At 44.3% G+C, this 21519-nt stretch carries 21 protein-coding genes; 8 read left to right on the top strand and 13 right to left on the bottom strand.

Going from position 1 to position 21519, the window contains the following annotated elements; all coding sequences use genetic code 11:
- The first annotated feature begins 5 nt into the window (after positions 1-5).
- On the top strand, positions 6-2945 hold the full coding sequence (locus LJ658_RS06150; protein WP_230545597.1) for a TonB-dependent receptor: 2940 nt from the start codon (positions 6-8) through the stop codon (positions 2943-2945).
- Between the two features lie 51 nt (positions 2946-2996).
- Here the strand turns inward: LJ658_RS06150 and LJ658_RS06145 are convergent, their stop codons facing one another.
- Together LJ658_RS06145 and LJ658_RS06140 are read right to left on the bottom strand one after the other, a co-directional pair.
- Entirely contained in the window at positions 2997-3647 is a 651-nt protein-coding gene (locus tag LJ658_RS06145; protein ID WP_230545596.1) for a YceH family protein, read from the bottom strand.
- 34 nt (positions 3648-3681) lie between these two features.
- Positions 3682-4134 (bottom strand): 3-oxoacyl-ACP synthase, encoded by a 453-nt coding sequence (locus LJ658_RS06140; protein ID WP_230545595.1) that lies wholly within the window; start codon positions 4132-4134, stop codon positions 3682-3684.
- Positions 4135-4403: 269 nt separating this feature from the next.
- Here LJ658_RS06140 and LJ658_RS06135 point away from each other — a divergent pair, with 269 nt between their 5' ends.
- Together LJ658_RS06135 and feoB are read left to right on the top strand one after the other, a co-directional pair.
- A complete protein-coding gene (locus LJ658_RS06135) occupies positions 4404-4619 on the top strand; it encodes a FeoA family protein (protein ID WP_144247026.1) in 216 nt (71 codons plus the stop codon).
- An 11-nt stretch (positions 4620-4630) separates the two neighbouring features.
- Positions 4631-6745: a ferrous iron transport protein B gene (feoB, locus tag LJ658_RS06130; RefSeq protein ID WP_230545594.1), complete on the top strand. Its 2115-nt coding sequence runs from the start codon at positions 4631-4633 to the stop codon at positions 6743-6745.
- A gap of 71 nt (positions 6746-6816) precedes the next feature.
- On the opposite strand, the gene LJ658_RS06125 is transcribed toward feoB, so the two are convergent.
- Positions 6817-7932, bottom strand: coding sequence for an exo-alpha-sialidase (locus tag LJ658_RS06125; protein WP_230545593.1), 1116 nt, complete (start codon positions 7930-7932; stop codon positions 6817-6819).
- 102 nt (positions 7933-8034) lie between these two features.
- Between LJ658_RS06125 and LJ658_RS06120 the strand changes: the two genes are divergently transcribed.
- Genes LJ658_RS06120 through LJ658_RS06110 form a run of 3 tightly spaced genes read left to right on the top strand, consistent with a single transcriptional unit; the run spans position 8035 to position 10845 of the window.
- Positions 8035-8928, top strand: coding sequence for a winged helix-turn-helix domain-containing protein (locus tag LJ658_RS06120; RefSeq protein ID WP_230545592.1), 894 nt, complete (start codon positions 8035-8037; stop codon positions 8926-8928).
- Between the two features lie 53 nt (positions 8929-8981).
- On the top strand, positions 8982-9593 hold the full coding sequence (locus LJ658_RS06115; protein WP_230545591.1) for a SprT-like domain-containing protein: 612 nt from the start codon (positions 8982-8984) through the stop codon (positions 9591-9593).
- A gap of 4 nt (positions 9594-9597) precedes the next feature.
- Positions 9598-10845, top strand: a complete 1248-nt coding sequence (locus LJ658_RS06110; RefSeq protein WP_230545590.1) for an alpha/beta hydrolase — start codon at positions 9598-9600, stop codon at positions 10843-10845.
- On the opposite strand, the gene LJ658_RS06105 is transcribed toward LJ658_RS06110, so the two are convergent.
- Positions 10752-12095 (bottom strand): MFS transporter, encoded by a 1344-nt coding sequence (locus LJ658_RS06105; RefSeq protein WP_230545589.1) that lies wholly within the window; start codon positions 12093-12095, stop codon positions 10752-10754. The genes LJ658_RS06110 and LJ658_RS06105 overlap by 94 nt on opposite strands.
- A 106-nt stretch (positions 12096-12201) precedes the next feature.
- The gene (gene hpt / locus LJ658_RS06100; RefSeq protein WP_230545588.1) at positions 12202-12741 is read right to left on the bottom strand and encodes a hypoxanthine phosphoribosyltransferase; all 540 of its coding nucleotides are present in this window, start codon (positions 12739-12741) and stop codon (positions 12202-12204) included.
- A 166-nt stretch (positions 12742-12907) separates the two neighbouring features.
- Between hpt and LJ658_RS06095 the strand changes: the two genes are divergently transcribed.
- Positions 12908-14137, top strand: a complete 1230-nt coding sequence (locus LJ658_RS06095) for a pitrilysin family protein (protein ID WP_230546148.1) — start codon at positions 12908-12910, stop codon at positions 14135-14137.
- 18 nt (positions 14138-14155) lie between these two features.
- Positions 14156-14728 (top strand): peptide deformylase, encoded by a 573-nt coding sequence (def, locus tag LJ658_RS06090; RefSeq protein ID WP_230545587.1) that lies wholly within the window; start codon positions 14156-14158, stop codon positions 14726-14728.
- Between the two features lie 2 nt (positions 14729-14730).
- On the opposite strand, the gene LJ658_RS06085 is transcribed toward def, so the two are convergent.
- The 8 genes from LJ658_RS06085 to LJ658_RS06050 form a co-directional block, all read right to left on the bottom strand.
- Positions 14731-15354: a carboxypeptidase-like regulatory domain-containing protein gene (locus tag LJ658_RS06085; RefSeq protein ID WP_230545586.1), complete on the bottom strand. Its 624-nt coding sequence runs from the start codon at positions 15352-15354 to the stop codon at positions 14731-14733.
- Between the two features lie 114 nt (positions 15355-15468).
- Entirely contained in the window at positions 15469-15747 is a 279-nt protein-coding gene (locus tag LJ658_RS06080; protein WP_230545585.1) for a NifU family protein, read from the bottom strand.
- A 104-nt stretch (positions 15748-15851) separates the two neighbouring features.
- Positions 15852-16937: an Mrp/NBP35 family ATP-binding protein gene (locus LJ658_RS06075; RefSeq protein ID WP_230545584.1), complete on the bottom strand. Its 1086-nt coding sequence runs from the start codon at positions 16935-16937 to the stop codon at positions 15852-15854.
- 314 nt (positions 16938-17251) lie between these two features.
- Positions 17252-17863, bottom strand: a complete 612-nt coding sequence (locus LJ658_RS06070; protein WP_230545583.1) for a hypothetical protein — start codon at positions 17861-17863, stop codon at positions 17252-17254.
- 326 nt (positions 17864-18189) lie between these two features.
- Positions 18190-18651 (bottom strand): hypothetical protein, encoded by a 462-nt coding sequence (locus tag LJ658_RS06065; protein WP_230545582.1) that lies wholly within the window; start codon positions 18649-18651, stop codon positions 18190-18192.
- Between the two features lie 171 nt (positions 18652-18822).
- A complete protein-coding gene (locus tag LJ658_RS06060; protein WP_230545581.1) occupies positions 18823-20031 on the bottom strand; it encodes a type II restriction endonuclease in 1209 nt (402 codons plus the stop codon).
- A 4-nt stretch (positions 20032-20035) separates the two neighbouring features.
- On the bottom strand, positions 20036-21244 hold the full coding sequence (gene dcm / locus LJ658_RS06055; protein WP_230545580.1) for a DNA (cytosine-5-)-methyltransferase: 1209 nt from the start codon (positions 21242-21244) through the stop codon (positions 20036-20038).
- Positions 21244-21474, bottom strand: coding sequence for a helix-turn-helix domain-containing protein (locus LJ658_RS06050; RefSeq protein ID WP_230545579.1), 231 nt, complete (start codon positions 21472-21474; stop codon positions 21244-21246). The genes dcm and LJ658_RS06050 overlap by 1 nt, the downstream gene beginning before the upstream one ends.
- Positions 21475-21519: the final 45 nt, after the last annotated feature.

The raw sequence follows: 21519 nt of genomic DNA, 5'->3' as shown, positions 1-21519 counted from the left end.
ACAAGATGAAAAAAGTATTTACTATAGTTGTTTTGGTCCTGCTGGCGGGGCAGCTATTTGCACAAAGGGCTGACCGCGGCGGGCAGGGACAAGGGCAGTTTAGCCGCGGCCAGCAACCGGCAACACCTGTCGCGCCGCCTTTGGCATCGCGACAGGTTAGCGGAATTGTTAAAGATGAAAGCGGACAAACAGTAATAGGGGCCCTGGTAACGCTTAAATCAAAATCAGACACGTTGCGCGGATCAACCAACGAAGACGGGATATTTATATTTAAAAGCGTTAAACAAAACACCTTTAATATCACCGTTACCAGCATCGGCTCCAAAACTTTTGTGCAGAAATACGCTTTCAGCGATACAAAAAAAAATCTGGTTCTTGACCCCATTACCCTAAAAACCGAATCAAACCAGTTAGCTACAGTAAATATTAACGGCACGCCAAGCGTAACCTATAAAGAGGATACGGTTGAATATCGCGCAAGCGATTATAAAGTGCGCCAAAATGCAACGCTGGATGAATTGCTAAAGAAGATGGAAGGAATGGAAGTTGGCACAGACGGATCATTAACCCACCAGGGGCAGCAGGTAACCCGAGCCAAATTAAATGGTAAAGAATATGCAGGCGGTAGCATTGCCCAGGCCATCCAAAATTTACCGGCAGATATTATTGAAAAAGTGCAGATTGTTGATGATTATGGCGACATGGCTGCCCGTACCGGCGTTAAAAGCGGCGACCCTCAAAAAGTGTTGAACGTTACTACAAAGGCCGACCGGTCCGTTGGTACTACCGGCCGTATTACCGGGCAATATGGTAGCCAGGACAGGTATAACGCACAGCTTTTTATCCAGCGGATAAATGCTAACCAGCAGCTCGGTATTATAGGCAACCTTCGCAATACGGTATTAGGAGTTGCATCTACCGGCTTACAGGGTGGCGCAACCAATGATGGCGGAGGAGGTATAGGAGTTGGCAATAATGCCAGAAGCAGTGGAGGCAGCAGCGGCGGCGGAGGAAACGGCGCCAGCGGCGGTACAACCCGGTCGGGGTCTCCGTCATTTAACTATCGCGATCAGTGGAGCAAAAATGTGCAGGTAGTAGGCAGCTATACCTACTCGTTTAACAATAACAACTCCTTAAATGATACCTATGGCCAACGCTATACGAGTTTTGGGCCAAGTGATTTTGTGAGCAACAGTAATACAGAAAATAAGAGCAAATCGCATAATCTGAATTACGAAATGGATATTAACCTGGACAGCGCCAATTACCTGCAAATAAACCCCACCTTTAGCGCTACCAACTCATCTAATTTAAATGATTCTTATGCCGATAACATCAACCATTATACAACCGGGTTTGAACACGTTACCAATAATGGCGTAAACTCAACCTTAAATACCAGCAACAATTTTGGCATAACGGCTTTTTATTTGCATGTATTTAAAAAACCCAAAAGAAACTTTTCATTACAATTAGGCATAACACACTCAAGCGCCAAAGCCAATGGCGAACAAAACACCACCTACCGTTATTTTGCCGATACTACGCAAAACGCTTTTTTAAGAGACTCGGTAGTACACCTGTTAAGTAACCGGACAAATGCGACAACAACGTACCAGGCATCAATAACCTATGTTGAGCCTTTAAGCGCCCTTTCTTTACTTGAGTTTAGCGGAAATCTGAGCCAGAGAAACAACAGCTCCGTTTCCATACAGGATACGGTGTTGTCAACCGGCGAGATAATTCCTGTTGCGCGTTATAACAGTATCTACGACTACAACATAACCGATACCCGCGCAACGCTTGATTACCGGTACAGCGGTACCAGGGTTAATTTGTCCGTCGGGGCGTCAGCGGTGCCATTTCTTTTAACGGGCGAAAAACTAAATACCGCGGTAGGTGCCAACGCATCAACGTCGCGTTCTGATTTCAGGGTGATACCGGCTTTCAGGTTTGCCTACTCGTGGTCAAGAACAGAGCGGTTTACGCTAAATTATAATGGCCGAAATCAGGAGCCAAGCTTTACTCAAATTCAACCTTTTACAGACAGGTCAAACCCCAACAACATTATTATCGGCAACCCGGATTTGCGACCCTCGTTTACACATACCCTTACGGCCCAGTACAACAATTACCTGGCAAACGCTAAATTTAATGTTTCACTAGGTGTAAACGCAAGTAGTATTGAGAACTCCATAGCGCAAAATACAGTGCTATTGCGCGTACCGCTGACAATCAATACAACGGACCCGTCTTTAACCACCTATAAAAATATTTCGCAAACCTATTACCTCAATCTTGATGGCGCAAAAACAATTGTAGGCCGTTATTCCATTTCTAAACAATCAAACGAGCGAACCATAAATCTTTCGTTAAACGGAAATGTAACCTATAGCTATACACCCGGAATGAGTAATAATCAACTATATCACCAAACCAACTGGCGGTTTGATGAACGTTTTGGCCCGCGGATAAGTCCAAACGAAAATATCGAGATCAACCCTTTTGTAGGTTATGACATATCAAGGTATTTTACAACATTGCTTAACGCAAAAGCAACATCATTAAATACAACATCACTGGGGCTTAGCGGCCGCCTTTATTTCTTTAAAACCTGGCAAATTAATTACGATGCCACAAAAAAATATATCACGGGGATAAGCGGTGGTAATACAACCCCGTTTATTATAAATGCCGGGTTTGAAAAAGAATTTTTGGAGAAAAGAAACCTGGTATTTACGTTTAATGTTTATGACTTGTTGCATCAAAACAATTATATACAACAATCGGTAACGGCAACCGGCGTAACCAATACCCTGTCAAACACGCTAAGCCGTTACTTTATGGTGGGCCTGCGCCTTAACCTGCAAAAATGGAGTGGTACGCCAATGCGTAACGGCCAAAGAATGCAGCGCCGCGGCGACGGTAGTTTTATTTATAATTAAACTGCCGCCGGATAAGAAGAAAACGTTCTGAATGAATATGCGATTTGCGGGTTAGGTTAATTCTTTCATCAGCTTATCAAAAGCTTCTTTAAGCTCGGCAAGATCCTGTTCAACCTTTGCTAGGCGGGTTTCCAAACCGCTGTCAGCACGGCCCGCAGGCTGATCGTCGAAATCATCGTCATTAACTTCGGGCACGCCGGCCAGTAAGTGCGCGTAGCGGGCTTCTTTTTGGCCCGGGCGTTTGGGCAACTGTACCAGGTAAGGCATATCGCCGCCGGCTAGCTTATCCAGCATTTCCTGTACCTCTTCAATAGATTCAAACTCATATAACCTGCCCGAGTTGGTGTTTAACTCGCCAGGCGTTTGCGGGCCACGCAGCATCAGCAGGCACATAATTGCAAGTTCGGACGGAATAAGCGGGAATACAATAGCAAAGTTATGCTTGTATTTTACCGACCGGATGGAGCCGCCAGTGGCAGTCGAGATTAATCCGCGCCTTTTTAGCGTATTTAAGGCCTGTACAATGGTTTCATCATCATATTGAACTACAGGCTTACGCGACGTTTTTTGATTGCATGCGGCGGCTAGTCCGTTAAGCGTCATTGGGTAGTAGTCGGGCGTAGCTTTACTTTTCTCTATTAATGCGCCTAAAACGCGCAGTTCGGCAGCATCAAGTATCGGCAGGGTTTGGGGAGTATCCATGGATTAAGTTTATTGGTTATTTGGTAAGGTGAACTTATAAAATACTTTCTACTTTATAAGCCTTGCCATTCAAATTAAATTCATCATCAGCTTTAAGGCCTTTCATTTTTAAAGCAATGGGTGATGCCGGCGAAATAGCGATATACGTTTGGCCGTTAACCAGTAAGGTGCCGGCGCTTATGGCAATATAAAAACTGCCGTTATTGGTAATAACCACGCTGCCGGTATCGGCGTTTTTATTGATAGCTGATGTTGCTATTGAGTTTAGTGCAACCTTTAGTTTGTTGGCCTCGTTTAACTGGGCCATGTTCCTGTCGGTTTCCTGCTGCATCATGGCCCGGCCAGTTTCATATTTATCGCCGGCGCTGCTTTTGGTGTCGTCTTTTGATGCCTGTTGTGCCTCATCAATACCCTGTTGGGCGGCATCCATGCGCTTCTGCACATAGTCAAGGCATTGTTGGTATAAAAGTTCTTTTAAGTTACTCACTTTGTAAATGTAAAAATATAAGGCAAAATAAAAGCCCCCGTACACTCGCTGTTTGGGGGCTTTCAACCTAAACCTTATCACATTGTAAGCGTGAGCTTACAGATAATATTACAAAGAACGTCATTTTTTATAAAACAGATGTATATACATGAAATTTTTTTTTCAGACAGTGTTATTGTTACAATATGTTAATACTTTTTACAAAATAGTTATGCTTATTTGGATTTAATTTAAATAAGCTCTACATTTGTTTCAGTTAACGTTTTTATATGAGGCTTTCACAACTTGAAGTAGGAGAAAAGGGTATCGTAAAGGAGTTTACTGATCTTGAAATGTCAGTTAAATTGATGGAAATGGGTTGTTTGCCAGGCGAAGAGATCAGAGTTGATCGGATTGCCCCGCTTGGCGATCCGATAGCCATTAACGTATCCGGATACCAGTTGAGCTTGCGTAAACGCGAAGCCTCAACCATAATTTTGCAGTAGTTATTACGTAATTGAAAGCTGATATAAGAGTTGCACTTGTTGGAAATCCAAACACCGGTAAATCAACACTCTTTAATGTATTAACCGGGTTAAATCAAAAAATAGGAAATTTTCCGGGGGTTACGGTTGATAAAAAAGTAGGTTATTCAAAACTGCGCGATGGCCGCGTAGCCGAAATTATTGACTTGCCGGGCACTTACAGCCTTTATCCCAAGAGCCAGGACGAATCCATCGTATTTTCAGTACTGGCCGACAGGCATAATCCCTTAACGCCCGATCTGGTGGTTGTTATTCTTGACGCATCAAACCTTAAAAGAAATTTATTACTGTACAGCCAGGTTGCCGATCTGAAGATCCCGGTAATTGTGGCGCTTAACATGATGGATCTTGCCAAAAAATCAGGCATTATCATAGATGTTGACCAGTTTGCAAAAAGCCTTGGCGTGCAGGTTGTACCCATATCGGCACGCAAGCTGGAAGGGATAGATCAGCTTAAAACTGCTATTTCTTATGCTAACAAGTTTGCCCTGCAGGAGGATAGTATCGATGTAAGGTCCATCGCTCCGGAACTGATAGATAGTATCAGCAGGGAACTGAATATCGATAATCCATATTTTGCTTTACAACTGGCACATCAGCATGAAACCCTTAAGTTTCTGTCGGCTGAACAATCAGACCGTATTGAAGAACTGGAAAAAGAGTACGGCTTCCACTCGCAGAAAGCACAGGGCCGCGAAACCATCGCCCGTTATAGTTTCATCAATGATTTGTTGTATGACTCGGTTAAAGTGCCTGATACAGCCCAGGACGAAACGCTGAGCAATAAAATTGATAAGGTGCTTACCCATAAGGTATTTGGCTTTATCCTGTTTTTTGCCATCCTGATGTTTATGTTCCAGGCGATATTTTCATGGGCCGCCTATCCAATGGAACTGATTGCCGACGCTTTTGTATGGGTGCAAAATACCTTACACCATGTTTTGCCTGCCGGCCCGCTGGTTAGCCTGTTGGTTGATGGCGTAATTGCAGGGCTTAGCGGTGTTATGGTATTTATACCACAGATAGCTATACTGTTTGCCTTTATATCTATCCTTGAAGATACCGGCTATATGTCTCGGGTTACGTTTATGATGGATAAGCTGATGCGCAAGGTGGGGCTTAACGGCAAATCAGTAGTGCCGCTAATCGGCGGTTTTGCCTGCGCGGTACCCTCTATTATGAGCACCCGTACCATTGAGAACTGGAAGGACCGCATGATCACCATTATGGTTACGCCATTGGTAACCTGCTCTGCCCGGCTACCGGTTTACACGTTATTAATAGCCTTGGTTGTACCTAATAAAAATGTTTGGTGGTTGTTTAACCTGCAGGGATTGGCGTTAACGGGCATGTATGTATTTAGCCTGGTATCGGCAGTGGTAGTGGCCTGGGTGTTTAAGTTTATTTTAAAAAGCCGTGAGCGCGGTTATTTTATTATGGAGTTGCCGGTTTACCGCATGCCGAGGTGGAACAACGTGGCTTACTCCATGTATGAGCGCTCCAAATCCTTTGTTTTGCAGGCGGGTAAGGTTATTATAGCCGTGTCTATAATTTTATGGGTGATGGCATCCTACGGGCCCGGCGACCGCTTTGAAAAGATAGATGCTAAATACAAACAGCCGCAATACACGCAAAACATCAGCGCCGATCAGCTAAATAAAAATATCGCGTCAGAAAAACTTGAAAATTCATACGCGGGTGTGTTGGGGCATGTTATTGAGCCGGCTATCCGCCCGCTTGGGTTTGACTGGAAAATAGGCATCGCCCTAATCACCTCCTTTGCCGCTCGCGAAGTATTTGTGGGTACCATGGCCACCATTTACAGTGTAAACGGCAGCGCCGATGATATCCAGTCGGTGCAGCAAAAAATGCACCAGGCTAAGAATACGCAAACCGGTCAGCCGGTGTTTACCTTCGCGGTAGCGTTTTCGTTAATGATGTTTTATGCCTTTGCTATGCAGTGCGCCAGCACCGTAGCCGTTGTTTACCGCGAAACCAAAAGCTGGCGCTGGCCGGCCATACAATTTGCTTACATGACCGTGCTGGCTTATGTTGCCAGCTTTGTAGCATACCACCTATTGAGGTAAAAGGTGTATTTTGAATGATTAGAATTAATTAACCATTCAGCCGCGAAAATTGCGGGGCGCCTTTGCAATTTTCAACAGCCTTTATTTGGTATGACATAGATCAGGTTGCCCGAAACAGATAGATTGAAGCCATAATTTTCTATAGCAGGAAGTAACAGTTTTTTCCATGTTTTACCCATATCAGCTGACTTGAAAATACCATCAGCGCGGCAACAGATTAAATATTTACCCATTTGTTTAATTGATAAAATATCCGACGATTTAAGTAAGCCTGTTTTTGTCATCAATAAACTAATCCAGGAAGGTTGGAGGTCTTCGCCTATGGCTTTCCAGGTTTTCCCACTATCCAGTGATAGGTGCAGGGTGTTTGTTTGGGCTATTGTGTTGTAGACTATAGCAGCAAATCCTCCATCTATACGTTCCACAGCGACGCCGGCACCCCCTTCACTAATCACACGATCCCAGGTTTGACCATCATCGGTTGATCTTAGTATTCCATCTTTGCTGGTAGACAGGAGTACACCGTTTGACTCTGCCAATTTCATGCTACCGTCGCCAACATGCACTTGTTTCCAGGTTTTTCCACTGTTAGTGGATCTAAAAAGCATGTTGTTTGAACTAATGAAAACGGTGCCTCCGGCAGTTTCAAAAACGCGGCGTACTTCTCTTTCTTTATAAGTCTTGTACATCCAATCTATCGTTTTGTCTATGCGTACCGCTTGCTTCTGAAAATCGGTGTACATGGGCGACCAATCACTCCTTCCGTTTATTTTTTGTAAAAACTGTCCCCTGAAATCATAGGCAAATATCCCATTCTTGCCGGGGGCGATGTTACGTTGTCTACCAGGAAAAAGCTCTTTTGTCCAGAAAGACGTTGTGGAGTTTGGTTCACTGTGATAAATCCCATTGCCGGCACGTAAATAGATTCCGCGATCATTTACCAATAAACCACCACCCCCCACACCTGATTTCTGCAAATTCGCAGGCAGTCCTTCGCTAATGTCCTGCCATGTTTGTCCGCCATCAGCAGATTTAAAAATGATGTTGACAACCGCCGGTGATTTGCCTTCTTTTATTGGTTTATTTTTTGCTTCCTTTTCTTTCATTACAAAAGAATTGAGTAGAAATAATACCAGCGCGATGGCCGGAATAAATACAAGTAACCTTTTCATTTTTTGATTTTTCATGTCCTTTAAATTTGATCCATCAAAATTACTTTGATATTTTTCTGTCCTGGGAATCAGGATTGTAAATAAAAATGTAAACTTTGTAAATAAAATCTTGACACTATGTTAGCTAGCCAAAACCTGCTCTCCGGAAAAGGCAAATACCTGTTCGGATTGTTACTACTCTTATTTACCGCTGTAGTCTGCGTGGCTTACAGTATGGGGGATAATGACGATTTCGCTATCGCCAGAAGGGAAGTTTTGCTCCGCAGGATCGGACATGAGGTACTATTGCAATCGGGCGACAGCACATCAAGAGTTCTCCCCGTTAAAAAGATCGCAAAAAATGAATACCAGATCAGTTTTGAAAAGAATCTTACTTTTCAACCGGACTCCCTGGTGAATACGACCACCCGTTTGTTGGCGGGCGACCCGCTGGGAAGTGACTATGTTGTTAACGTTTTAATGAATGGTAACGCCGGTGTAACCTATGGATACGCTATCTCCAAAAATAAAAAAGATGATATTGTTTCATGCAGGGGAAGAAAGCAACCCATCGGACCTTACCTGATCAACATTAAATTTAAACCGAAGGGCATAAATGTTGCAAAGAATGGACTTCTGCTGGGCGGTTTGCCCTTTTTAGCTTTCGTTGGTTTTATTTTTTTCAGGTCTGTTAAGCCACGAAAGGCTTTAACTGATGATGGTCGGGATACGGGCATGATCAGTTTGGGCTCAGTGTTGTTTGATGCGAAAAACAGGAAACTTATAATAAATGGAAATACAATAGAGCTGACGGGAACTGAAACCCGCCTGCTGCGTATTTTCGCGGTGACTCCTAACCAGGTTATAGCGCGCAGCCGGCTGCAAAAAGAGATATGGGAAGATGAAGGTGTTATTGTGGGGCGTAGCCTGGATATGTTCATATCAAAACTTAGAAAAAAACTGGAAGTTGACCCGAATATCAAACTTGTTGTTATCCGCAGCAAAGGATATAAGCTTGAAATTAGCTGTTAAGAAGCTTTTGCCTTTCACCTCAAAAACAACTATCTTTGATTCAGAGGTAAGAATTGGATAAAGTAAAAGTTTTAGAAAAATATCTTCCGCCTGACGCGGCACCATTAATTGGCCGCTGGATAGATTACTTTAAATGCGAGTTTAAAATTTCACGCAATCGCGGCAGCAAGTTTGGCGATTACCGCGCGCCATTTGATGGCAAGGGGCACCGCATCTCTGTCAATTACGACCTTAACCCCTACGCTTTTTTGGTAACCACCGTACATGAGTTTGCACACCTGCATACCTGGAACGAGCATAAGCAAAAAGCCAAGCCGCATGGCACCGAGTGGAAAAACAACTTCAAAAAAATGATGCAGCCTTTTTTTGAAAAAGATGTTTTCCCCCCTGACGTTAAGCACGCCATTGTTAGTTATCTGAATAACCCGGCAGCATCCAGCTGCTCTGACCTGATCCTGTACCGCTCGTTACGTAAATACGACCCGCCTAAGGAAGATATCCACACGGTTGAAAAACTACCCTTGCACGCTGTTTTCAAGCTGAAGGATGGCCGTATTTTCCGCAAGGAAGAAAAACTGCGTAAGCGCTATAAATGCACCGAGATCAAAACCAAACGGGTATATTTATTCAGCCCGGTTGCCGAGGTTGAGCTTATAGATGATTAATAGGATGACGCGTTTATTATTGATCATCCTTTTTTTCCTTATCTCGTTACTGGCTGTATTTGAAGCGCCCGCTTATTATCTCTGGCTACTGGCAATTGTAGTAGCCGAGTTCCCCTTAGTTTTTGTGACGATAAGCGCCGTGCTGGTTGCCTCCGGGTTTTGGTTACAAAAGCATCAACTGGCGGGGACTGTTATCGGCGTTGTGTCTGTCATCCTCTACCTGTCGCCTATTGTACGGGCCTACGCAGTTGGCGGCACTTTAAAAGATGAGCTTAACACGGCATTTAGCCTAACCGGGGGTGATGCCGGGCAGCCGTTTAGCTTTAGTAAACTGTTCATCCCCACTAAAGACATCGCCTGCAAAACCTTAACTTATATTAATTACGCTGATACCGCTTTAACCTTAAATTATTACCCAAGCCAGGTTGCCGGTAAAAGGCCCTGTGTTATTGTGGTGCATGGCGGCTCATGGGCCAAGGGCGATAAAGCGCAGCTGCCTGAGTTAAACAGCTACCTTGCCCGTAAGGGATATAATGTAGTTTCGATAGATTACCGGATGGCGCCAAAATATAAAAACCCGGCGCCGGTTATGGATCTTAAGGAAGCCTTAAAATACCTGCGGAAGGAAAGCGACAAGCTGAATATTGACACCAATAACTTTGTTTTGCTGGGCCGGTCGGCCGGTGCGCAAATAGCCCTGCTGGCAGCCTATACCCTGCACGACAAAAGCATAAAAGGCGTAATAGATTTTTACGGCCCTGCCGATATGGTTTGGGGATACTCCCTCCCGGCTAACCCCTGGATCATGGACTCGCGCGGGGTGATGGAGGCTTACCTGGGCGGGTCGTATGCTAAAGTTCCGCAGAATTATGCGGCAAGTTCGCCTATTGAATTTGTGGACAAAGATTCGCCGCCAACGCTCATTATCCATGGGCATAATGATGTATTGGTTGCTTACGAACATAGCCGCCGGTTAAGCCAAAAGCTGGAGCAGAATGGTGTTAAACATTACTGGCTTAAACTGCCCTGGGCAACCCACGGATTTGATTTTAACCTAAATGGCCCGGGCGGTCAGTTATCGACCTGTGCGGTTGAACGCTTTTTACAAGCGGTTAGCCCCCAGCCCCCTGAAGGCGAAGGAACAGCAAATTTGACGCATTATCGCGTCCTAACCTCCTTAAAACGGCTAAATACCGCAAAGGCCATCAGGCATAGCACGCAGCCGCAAATGCCGTTAAGGCGCAGCCCGTAATCATTACCGGGGTCCTTGCCATAAACCGTCAGGAAAGCAAACAGCGCTATCCCCAGGGTTTGCCCCAGTTTTACAAACAGGTATTTAACAGCAAAAAACATCCCTTCGCGGTTTTCGCCGGTTTGGTTGGCGTCGCGCTGGGCTATTTCGGCCAGGATGGCGTTGGGTAATATCCCCAGGGATGCCAGCGGGAAAGCCGCGCAAAGCACCAGCGTATAGATCTGCACATTGGCCGATAGCGGGAACTTCCCCAGGAAAAATATAGCCACAAAAATGAGGCTTAGCAGCGCGAACGAAAAAAGCACAATGGGTTTCTTGCCGATCTTTTTTGAGAGGTAATTGATCAGCGGATAAAACACCAGGGAGAACAGCACCATGGTGCCCATCAGTACGCCGCTTTTCGACTGGGGCAGGTGCAGCAGTACGGTAACAAAATACAACAGCCCGCTTGATATAATGCTGAGCGCCATATAGTACGAAAAATCAGATACCAGGTAATACTTAAAATTACGGTTGCTGAATGTTTTGCGGATGGCGGGCAGCAGCGGCAGATGCGATGGCTTGCCGCTTGAGTATTTTTTCTCGTTAATAAATGACACCGGTACCAGCATAAAAAGGCCGGCAAGGATGCTCATGCCCCAGATGGTGTACTGTACGGCTGCGTCGCGGTTGGCAACCACAAAATAATGCTGCACCAAGTCGGCAAAGTTGTTGATACAGGCCGAAAATACGATACCGATAATAAATCCCACCTGCTGAAACGAGGATAGCTTAACCTTTTCGGCAGCGGTATTGGTAAGCTCGGGCAATAATGCGTTGTAAGGGATGATATAGGTGGTTGCCCCCATAAAAAAACAGATCATGTTAACCGTCAGCCAAACCGCGTTGTACATGCTTTCGCCTTTAACCAGCGGGGCAAACGTGAGGCAAAAAAACAGCACAGCAGGTATTATGGCCCATTTCATAAACGGGATGCGCCGGCCTTTGGCATTCCTGCTTTTATCACTCAGCGAAGCTATCAGCGGGTCATAAACCGCATCAACAAAGCGCCCCGAGGCGGCAATAACAGATAACAGGTTAAGCACCCCAAACAACAGCAGCTGCGGCACAAACGGCGTAAGGCCCGACCCTTTGGGCGGTAAATAAAAGTACGGCAGCATCACAATGATGGTATTGGTCATCATGCTCCAGCCTATCATCCCTGCGGTATAAGCCAGCTGTTTTCTAAAAGGAAATTTTACCGCAGGCATCTTATTACAATATGCTAATATTAAAATAAGATAATGAATTTAAGATGAAAAGCGTTGCGGCACCGGTTAGGTTTGACACCGGCGCATGTTTGTAAGGACGCGTGGTCTATACTACCCTTTTATAAATCCCATCCAAATTTCTGCCCATCTCCAGGTAATCCAGCCCATAGCCTATTACAAATTCATTGGGAATGTTAAAAGCCACATGCTTTAATTCTTCAACGGGATATTCAATAGCATCGGGTTTGAGCAGCAGGGCGCATACGGTTATGGATGCCGGTTTGCGGTGGCTTAGCTTGGCGACTAAATAGTCGAGCGTGTTGCCGGTATCCACAATATCCTCAACCAGTACTACATGCCGGTTGGTAATATCAACCAGCAAATCAAAATCGTCACGGATGCGGCGCGTAGTGGTTATGCCGCCGTGGTAGGATGAAAGCTTGGTAAAAGCAACCTCGCAGGGGATGTTAATCTGGCGTAGCAGGTCGGCCATAAACATAAAGCAGCCGTTTAATACACCGACAAATATGGGCGCCTTATCGGCATAGTCAATATTTAACTGCGCGGCAATTTCTTTGGTACGGGCTAGTATGGTCTCTGCCGATATTAGCGGCTCAAATTCAAGATCGGCTATTTTGATGTTCATAGAACGAATATAAAACGATTTGTGCTAACCCGTAATTTATTGTGAAATATTTTGGCCGTCGTTAACTCAAAGTGTCCGTCCGCCGGTAACCCGGGCAGCTTCGGAATAGCAGGACGGCTTTGCTAAACGAGTATGTGCTTAATTCCCTATCTTTGCCATCCACATGATGGAATACCAGCTCTACACCTTGTCAAACGGCATCCGGATAATGTATAAATATGCGCCTTCGTCGGTTACGCATTGCTGCGTGCTGGTTAATGCCGGTTCGCGCGATGAATTGCCGGGGCAGGAAGGCCTGGCGCATTTTATAGAGCACCTGTTATTTAAAGAAACCGAACGCCGCAGTACCAACCAAATCCTTAACCGTTTAGAACTGGTTGGGGCCGATCTGAATGCCTATACTACTAAAGAGTATACTTGTATCCATGCCTCGTTTTTAAACCCTTATTTAGAGCGTACGCTTGATTTGTTTGAGGATATTCTGTTCCATTCAACTTTTCCTGAAGAAGAGGTTGAAAAAGAACGCGGCGTGATCCAGGATGAGATCGCATCTTACCTTGATCAGCCCGAAGAAGCCATCCAGGATGATTTTGAGGAGCTGTTGTTTAAAGACCATCCGATAGGAAAAAACATACTGGGCACCACAGAAACCGTGGGCCGCCTAAACCGCGGGGATATGAAGCAGTTTATAGCTGCTAACTATAATACCAATGAAATTATCTTCGCCGTTATAGGCGATTACGACTTTAAGAAGGTAAGCCGCCTGGGCGATAAATATTTTGGTGGTATTGCGCCAAACTATAATACCAAGAACAGGCTAACCCCCGGCTTTAACATTGGCGGCAAGCACATCATCCATAAGCCTATCTCGCAAACGCACTGCATTATTGGTAACCAGGCTTACTCATCGTCCCACAAAAATAAAACGGGGCTGCTGCTGCTAAACAACCTGCTGGGCGGTATGGGCATGAGCAACCGCCTTAATTTGGAGATCCGTGAGAAGTACGGCATCGCCTACACCATCGAATCAAACTATACCGCGCTAACCGATACCGGCATCTTCTCCATTTATTTTGGTACCGATACCGAAAAGGCCGAAAAAGCCGCCAGGCTGGTACATAAAGAATTAAAGAAGCTGCGCGGGCAAAAGCTGGGTACCCTGCAGCTGCATCAAAACAAGCAAAAGTTTATAGGGCAGATAGCGCTGGCCGAAGAGAACCGCATGAGCCTGATCATATCGATGGCTAAAAGCCTGGTTGATTTTAATTATGTGGATACCCTGCCGCAATTATTTGAGAAAATAAACAACGTAACAGCCAGCCAGCTGCTTGAAATAAGCAACGAAATATTTGATGAAAGTAAAATGATGACCTTGCTATTTGAGCCTAAGCAATAAACCCGTAATTTTGTAACTATGAAACTTCCTATTATAGCCTACGGCGATCCGGTTTTAAAGAGAAAAGCAACCGCTATTGAGCCTGCAGAGTATCCGCATATCAAACAATTATGTGGGGATATGTTTGAGACGATGTATGCCGCCCGCGGCGTTGGTTTGGCTGCCCCGCAGATTGGCCTGTCTATGCGCCTGTTTGTAATAGATGCTTCTGTTTTTGATGATGAAGAGCCCGGGTTAAAAGACTTTAAAAAGGTTTTCATTAACGCCTGTATAGAAGAAGAAAGCGGCGAAGAATGGTCGTTTAATGAAGGCTGTTTGAGTATTCCTGATATCAGGGAAGACGTCACCCGCAAGTCGACCATCAGGATGTCCTACTATGACGAGAACTGGAAACACCATGACGAAACCTTCTCTGGCATGGCGGCCCGCATTATCCAGCACGAGTACGACCATATTGAAGGTAAATTATTTACCGACAGATTAAGCCCGCTACGCAAGCGTATGCTGGAGAAAAGGCTGACCGATATCTCAAAAGGAATTGTGGACGTGGAATATAAAATGAAATTCCCGGCTGCTAAAAAAGGCCGCTAGTATTATTTGGACGACGATTTATCGCCTGCCGCAATATCTTTGATCAGGCTGCCCCAGGCAAACGGGTTAAGCAGCGGATTGGTGATTGAGTGCGAATTAACAATGCTGTTATGCATATCCTGCACGCTAAAGCTTTCATAACCGCTGCGCGGCATTGAAGCCTCCATAGCACGGATAGAAGCCCCGCTCAGGTTTTTACGCGCAATTTCAAGGTCGTCATCAGCAACTTTAAGCGCCAGAAAATCTTTCCTGAACTCATCCGTAGTGGCCCACGGAAAAACCCTGAAGGCGGGCAGGTTGATGATCTGGGGCTTTAGCAATAAATTCATCACCACGCTGTGGCTGGTTACGTTGGCGGGGATAACCACCGTAATGGGATTATAGCCCACGCTGCTAAAACGCAGGGTATCCTGTTCATGCACTACAAATGAGAAATAGCCCTCATAATTAGTAATATAAACCTGCCGGTGTGTGGTAAGATTGGTAACGTTTACGTAAGGCACAATTACCCGGGCGCTATCGGCATTATGGGTAACGCCGCTAAACTGCACCAGCGGTTTCTCGGTAACCTGTGCCGAGGCCGCTATTGCGAAAGATAAAAATAATAGAGCAAAAAGGTATTTCATTGTTGCTATTGTGCCGTTGTGTAGTTACTATCAACGGGTAAAAATAGGTTTTAGTTTCAAAACTAATTGGTATTGCCTGTGGGCGGGTAGTTTTTTAACATTAGTTAACATTAACTACCTTAAATTTTCAGGAAGCACAGCGTCCGGGTCGTCAATATCGGTTAGGTTAATGGCTTCAACACCGGTAATTTCTGGTACCGCTTTTTGTATGGCACCTTCAATGCCGGCTTTAAGCGTCATGATGCTCATGGGACATGACCCGCATGATCCCAGTAACTTCAGTCTAACCACATTATCGGGCGTAATCTCCTCAACCGATACATTGCCACCATCTGTTTCCAGATATGGCCTTATCGAATCCAACGCTGCTTCAACCCTCTCTAATAAACTCATTTTTACTAATTTATAAGTAAAGTTATAATTAATTACAATATTTTCATTGCTTTTGATTGCTTTTCATTGGCAATAAAGCTATCGCAAGCGGTATTTGTTTTGTTTTAGCCCGCGATGGTCCTGCCTGCAGCCATCGCATTGTTGATGGATACCTGCTGCGCTACGCGGTTTGCCATTTCGGTAAAGGCGTTAACCATCAGCGGGTGCTCGTCGCTTAACACAATGGGTTTACCGGCGTCGCCGCTATCGCTTATGCCTTTAATCAGCGGGATCTCGCCCAAAAACGGAACCTCCAGCTGTTCGGCCAGCTTTTTGCCGCCACCCTGGCCAAAAATGTAATACTTGTTCTCCGGCAGCTCGGCAGGGGTAAAGTAGGCCATGTTCTCCACAATACCCAGTAGCGGCACGTTGATGCTCTCCATTAAAAACATGCCTATGCCCTTTTTAGCATCCGCCAGCGCAACGGCCTGCGGCGTAGTTACAATAACCGCACCCGTAACCGGGAACGTCTGCGTAATGGTGATATGGATATCGCCCGTACCGGGTGGCAGGTCGACTACCAGGTAGTCAAGCTCGCCCCAATCAGCATCATTAAACAACTGTTTAACGGCGGTTGACACCATTGGTCCGCGCCAGGGCACGGGTTGGTTAGGGTCGGTAAAAAAGCCTATCGACAGCAGCTTGATGCCGTATTTCTCTATCGGCTCGATGCGCGTTTTGCCGTTCTCGTTACTCGCCCTTGGTTTGGCGCCTTCCAGGCCGAACATGATCGGGATGCTTGGTCCGTAAATATCCGCATCAATCAGCCCCACTTTGGCGCCGCTTTTGGCCAGCCCCAGCGCCAGGTTTACCGCGACGGTGCTTTTACCCACCCCGCCCTTGCCACTGGCAACCGCAATGATGTTTTTAACCCCCGGCACACCCGTGTTCTTCTGCGTGGTAACGCGCGACGTCATGTTAACCGTAACCTCAATATCCTTGCTGATGAAGTGGCCTATCGCGTTGCGGCAGGCATTCTCTATCAGTGCCTTTAGCGGGCAGGCCGGCGTGGTCAGGATAACCGAGAAGCTAAGGCGGTTGCCGTCAATCTCAACGTCCTGGATCATGTTCAGGGTAACCAGGTCCTTTTTAAGATCGGGTTCCTCAACATTGCTCAGGGCCTGCAGTACTTGTTCTTTAGTAATAGTCATGGGTAATTATCTGGTAACAAAACTACCAAAAACCGCCCGAAGTAGTGTCATGCTAATGTGAGAACGTTTGTTGTAAGGGCGTTGTATGTTGCAGGTTGTGTGTTGTAAGGGTGTTGTAAGGGTGTTGTACGTTGCCGGTTGTTTGTTGTAAGGGCGTTGTATGTTGCAGGTTGTATGTTGTAAGGGCGTTGTATGTTGTAAGGGCGTTGTACGTTTGCCCGTGGTACCTTGCAGGATGGGGTTTAAGCGACATGAACTAATCTCTATATGCTGGTTTAACAGAGCGACATGAACTAATCTTTAATCACTAATCTTCAATCTTTAATCACCGGGTCGCCATTAGCTAAATCGGCTGCGATTTTATTGATCCGTGGTTGAACGAACCAAACGCCGATAGGGAAAAACCAGATCAGAAAAAACTCGCCGGCAAAATCATTAAAGGTTACTGCGCGTTGCAGCTCCGCTGTTTTTAATGTTTTGGCAATAAAATACAGGCAATAAAAAAGGCTGAACACGCAAAATAAATGCAGCGGAAAAATCACTGTAAAAAACAAAAGAAATAGATGCGGAGAGCCAACAAACCCCCAGCCGTGCCAAAATAACCAGGTTATGCCAACCATCATCAACACCAAATAAACCATCGGAATGATGAAAAAAGTTTTAAACCTGGATAACTTCATTTTTAGCCGGGCAGGCAGGGCTTTCTGTAACCGGGTGGCAACAGACCATTGCCAGCCAAACAAGGTCACCATAAAAAGCGCCATCAATAACGGGAATAGTTTTAAACAGGTAATAAATACCGCCTGGTCGCGGTTATGGTTAATGGCAGCAACCATGTTAAGCATCATTACAATTTGTAATAAAAACGGCACCCCGAAAACCAGGATGAATAACTGCCAATGCTTTGCCCGTAAAAATAAATTCATGTTTATAGGTTTAAGGTTAGGGGTCCCCGATAAAGTTGTTTTTTTTATCAAAGACTATAACTAAAGGTAAAGTTTAAAACCATTAAAGTAAGAAATAATTATTTAGGCAGGATGGGGTTAATTAAGCGACAGGAACTAATTTCTAATCACTAATAATGGCGTTGCCTGCGGCCCGTGCTTTCCACTCATACTGCACAAGGCATTAGCCACAGGCCGGTATCCGTTTCAATCACTAACGCGGGGTTTGTCCGTCCGCACAGGGAGTAAGACAGAATGGACACGCGCTTTTGGCTCTGCTATACCTGCGCCGGCTTAAGAGCTGGCCGCTAAAAACTAAATGTCCCGGCCACTAAAGTAAGATGTTCGTCATCATCATCGCTTATCAAATGGCTAAAATTGCCGGATACCGGTTTGGCGGCTGTTATCATAACTGCCCCAACCATAGGTATTGGCATACTTGAATGTGAGGGGTAAAATATAATTTGAGGATCTCTGGACCGTGCAGACTCGGCTATAAAGTGGCCCGGCCTGATCATTGTAAAGCTGATGATCAATTTTTCACCACCGTCAAAAATAAACGTCAGGCTCCTTGATGAAGCATGAAGAATATTTGTGGTCAGCTTTATACTATGGCCACGATGATCAACATAGGTAACTTTACAAAATGGCTGCACCTTGCTTTGCGGCAAAGCGGCACAATTAGCTTTTACAGCAGGACTAACGGTAATAAACGAACTGCTGATGCAAACTAGCAACGCCAGTACAACTATTAATAAGTTCTTCTTCATAATATAAACATAGTTATATTTCGTCAGATATATTTCATTAATGCCTTGCCTTTGTTGGTGTATCAGCATAAGCTATTCGGCAGGTGTCCGTCCGAACAGGGATGAAACAAGATAACGGGTGGATAGTTGCGTCAGTGAGGCTTATATGGTAAGCCTGTTAGCACAAAAATGTTAAATAAAGGCTTGTTTTTTTGCCACATATGTGATAAAGTCCGAAAGGCAAATCAATTGTAATTGTTGGTCCTTTTGATATGTCGGTATAATTGATTTAGGTATCACAAGCTGTAGGTTTTTGGCCAACATTTCATCCGTCTGATTTCTGCTAATTGCAGGTTCAAGAGTTATTAAATGTTTGTAGGGTATTTTATCAGCTTCCGATAAAACCTGCCGCCATCTGTCTTTCGCAGTAGTTTTTACGCCCAACATTGTTAAAAGCTCAATATCGAAAGAAGGATCAGTATAACCATTTTTCGGAAATAGAAAATCCGGTTTGTTATTTCTTTCGGTTGTTTTTCCTTTATCAAAAGATAGTTTATTGCCCTCAAATATTACGGCTAAATGATTTTCGAATGAATGTCCGGCTCTCGATTTTCTTCTGTTTTGAACGCTTAACGAAAAACTGATAAACTCATCAACATCGTTATTGTCTTTGCCAAAACCGGTAGTTAATTTCTCCTTAACGATAATGTTTTCTAATGTTCGAAATAATAGCTCTTCTCTTTCAAGCCATTTTATAAGTGTCTCATCTGGAGCTTCTATTATTGAAATGTCTTTAACGGTTGAGCGTGCATATTCCGAGAAAATATAGGTGGGAGGAAACTTCTTACCGAATAAGGTGATTAGTTTTTCAAGATCGTCTGTTTCTGATTCTTCGATTTCAATTCCAAGCGAGGCGATTATATATTTCCCTGCAAATCCTATGTCAGTTTTATCCGCGGATAAATCCTTGACGATAAATTTATTTTGAACTTCGGACAGATTAAACAACCATAGTAATTGCTTCTCTGAAGTGGAGCCACTAGGTGCAACAAGGACAACGGCGTCATTCTTTTGTGTTACGCCAACAATAATTAGATCGCCTTCGGCAGAAATCGGAATAACTTGATTGTCTGAATAATACAGCCTGTGTTCAGTTCTGGTCGCGTGCTTTTCCCGGGCATCGTACCATTTTAAAAAACCGTCGTTTTCAAAGATTCCATCTTCGTCGTCAGCTAAGTAGATGAACTTCGTCTTAAATTCAATTGGATCTAAACCAAATATCTCCTTGAACCCAGCGATTCCATTAAGCTCATGTTGATGAGATGTCTTAGGGTCAATTTCTACCCGACTTAATCTTTTAGCACCAATGCTTTTAAAATAACTGGATAAGGAGTTAGCCATTTGTTTAGGATTTAATGTGTTTAACTATTTCTTTCCCTACTGCCTCAATAAGTGGTGTTACAACAGAATTTCCAAACTGCTTATAAGCTTGGTTATCTGATACTGGTATTCTAAAGCTTTTATGTCCCGCGTTCACAGGATACCCTTGTAATGCTGCGCATTCATCTGGGGTCAATCTTCGGGGGACTGAACCATTTTGTGGTATTAGAATTTCAGCGCCATCCTTGTAATAACGAGCACTCATAGTCCTGCTAATGCCATCTAAATTCACCAAACCAAAGCCAAAGCCGTTTCCTTTCTCTTTATGTTTTTTAGCATATCCTTGCAGGTAATTCCACAAATGTTCCGACAAGGTGTATTTTGGATCTACATCTGATTTAAGTATAGATTTTATTTGCTTATCCGCTTCAGGTAGCTTGACTAAATCGAAGTCAAACGTTATATCCTCCCCAAATACCTGCTTATCAAAACCTACCATGATTGTTCTGTCTCGATGCTGCGGAACAAAATGTTTTCCATTTAATACACGATGGTTAAATGAGTATCCCAACTCTTCAAGTGTTGCTTTAATCACTCTGAAAGTATTACCCTTATCATGGGATACCAGATTTTTTACGTTTTCCAGGAAGAATGCTTTAGGCCTGTGTTTCTCAATGATTTCTGCAACATGAAAAAACAAATTGCCCTGTTTCTCATCCTCAAATCCATGTTTCCTTCCAAGGCTATTCTTTTTTGAAACGCCGGCGATTGAAAATGGCTGGCAGGGAAATCCTCCACAAAGGATATCGAACTTAGGCGGGATAAAAGACTTGGTTTCTTCTTTAGTGATATCTCCGAATGGTGTTTCTCCAAAATTTGCGAAATACGTTTTTTGTGCATACTTGTCATACTCCGAGCTATACACACAAAGTCCGCCAAGATTTTGCAATGCCAAACGAAAGCCGCCTATGCCGGCAAATAGATCAATAAAGGTAAATTTTTCTTTTCCTTTTGGTGGTCCGGGAAAAGGAATGTCAGTAACATCAAATAAACTTTTTTGTACAGCTTGATATAATGCTTCCGGCTCATGGATTTCGCTTGGGTTATTTTCAGCGATTTCATAAGCTTTGTCTTTATAAACTTTGTTTTTTGTTACAACATAATGTGTAAGTACTGCCGAATCTAATTCATTTGGTACAAGAGGCGAATTAGCCTTTGAAGATTTAAGAGCCATTATTCAACGCCTCCTTCAAAAGACTTGCTGTCAAAAAAATCTTTAACAGTTACATCAAGTGCACCAATCAATTTTTCAAGATTGATTACAGAAATGTTTCTTTTTCCGTTTTCAACCTCGTTTACATAAGTCTTATCTATCTCAGCTTTAAAGGCTAAAGCTTCCTGAGTGAGTTTTAAATTTATCCGGTATTCCTTTATACGAAGGCCGATTTTCTTGCGAATATCCATAGCTGCAAGCTATCGCCTATTCGACTATAAGTCAATCGGATATAA

The organism is Mucilaginibacter sp. UR6-11, from assembly GCF_020880695.1.
Taxonomy (GTDB): domain Bacteria; phylum Bacteroidota; class Bacteroidia; order Sphingobacteriales; family Sphingobacteriaceae; genus Mucilaginibacter.
Note: the sequence above shows the minus strand (reverse complement) of the source record. Positions and strands in the feature narration are given on the sequence as shown.

Coding starts and splice junctions, on each gene's coding strand:
- LJ658_RS06150 (WP_230545597.1), top strand. CDS start 6: ATGAAAAAAGTATTTACTATAGTTGTTTTGGTCCTGCTGGCGGGGCAG.
- LJ658_RS06145 (WP_230545596.1), bottom strand. CDS start 3,647: ATGGATACTCCCCAAACCCTGCCGATACTTGATGCTGCCGAACTGCGC.
- LJ658_RS06135 (WP_144247026.1), top strand. CDS start 4,404: ATGAGGCTTTCACAACTTGAAGTAGGAGAAAAGGGTATCGTAAAGGAG.
- LJ658_RS06125 (WP_230545593.1), bottom strand. CDS start 7,932: ATGAAAAATCAAAAAATGAAAAGGTTACTTGTATTTATTCCGGCCATC.
- LJ658_RS06120 (WP_230545592.1), top strand. CDS start 8,035: ATGTTAGCTAGCCAAAACCTGCTCTCCGGAAAAGGCAAATACCTGTTC.
- LJ658_RS06110 (WP_230545590.1), top strand. CDS start 9,598: ATGACGCGTTTATTATTGATCATCCTTTTTTTCCTTATCTCGTTACTG.
- LJ658_RS06105 (WP_230545589.1), bottom strand. CDS start 12,095: ATGCCTGCGGTAAAATTTCCTTTTAGAAAACAGCTGGCTTATACCGCA.
- hpt (WP_230545588.1), bottom strand. CDS start 12,741: ATGAACATCAAAATAGCCGATCTTGAATTTGAGCCGCTAATATCGGCA.
- LJ658_RS06095 (WP_230546148.1), top strand. CDS start 12,908: ATGGAATACCAGCTCTACACCTTGTCAAACGGCATCCGGATAATGTAT.
- def (WP_230545587.1), top strand. CDS start 14,156: ATGAAACTTCCTATTATAGCCTACGGCGATCCGGTTTTAAAGAGAAAA.
- LJ658_RS06085 (WP_230545586.1), bottom strand. CDS start 15,354: ATGAAATACCTTTTTGCTCTATTATTTTTATCTTTCGCAATAGCGGCC.
- LJ658_RS06080 (WP_230545585.1), bottom strand. CDS start 15,747: ATGAGTTTATTAGAGAGGGTTGAAGCAGCGTTGGATTCGATAAGGCCA.
- LJ658_RS06075 (WP_230545584.1), bottom strand. CDS start 16,937: ATGACTATTACTAAAGAACAAGTACTGCAGGCCCTGAGCAATGTTGAG.
- LJ658_RS06070 (WP_230545583.1), bottom strand. CDS start 17,863: ATGAATTTATTTTTACGGGCAAAGCATTGGCAGTTATTCATCCTGGTT.
- LJ658_RS06065 (WP_230545582.1), bottom strand. CDS start 18,651: ATGAAGAAGAACTTATTAATAGTTGTACTGGCGTTGCTAGTTTGCATC.
- LJ658_RS06060 (WP_230545581.1), bottom strand. CDS start 20,031: ATGGCTAACTCCTTATCCAGTTATTTTAAAAGCATTGGTGCTAAAAGA.
- dcm (WP_230545580.1), bottom strand. CDS start 21,244: ATGGCTCTTAAATCTTCAAAGGCTAATTCGCCTCTTGTACCAAATGAA.
- LJ658_RS06050 (WP_230545579.1), bottom strand. CDS start 21,474: ATGGATATTCGCAAGAAAATCGGCCTTCGTATAAAGGAATACCGGATA.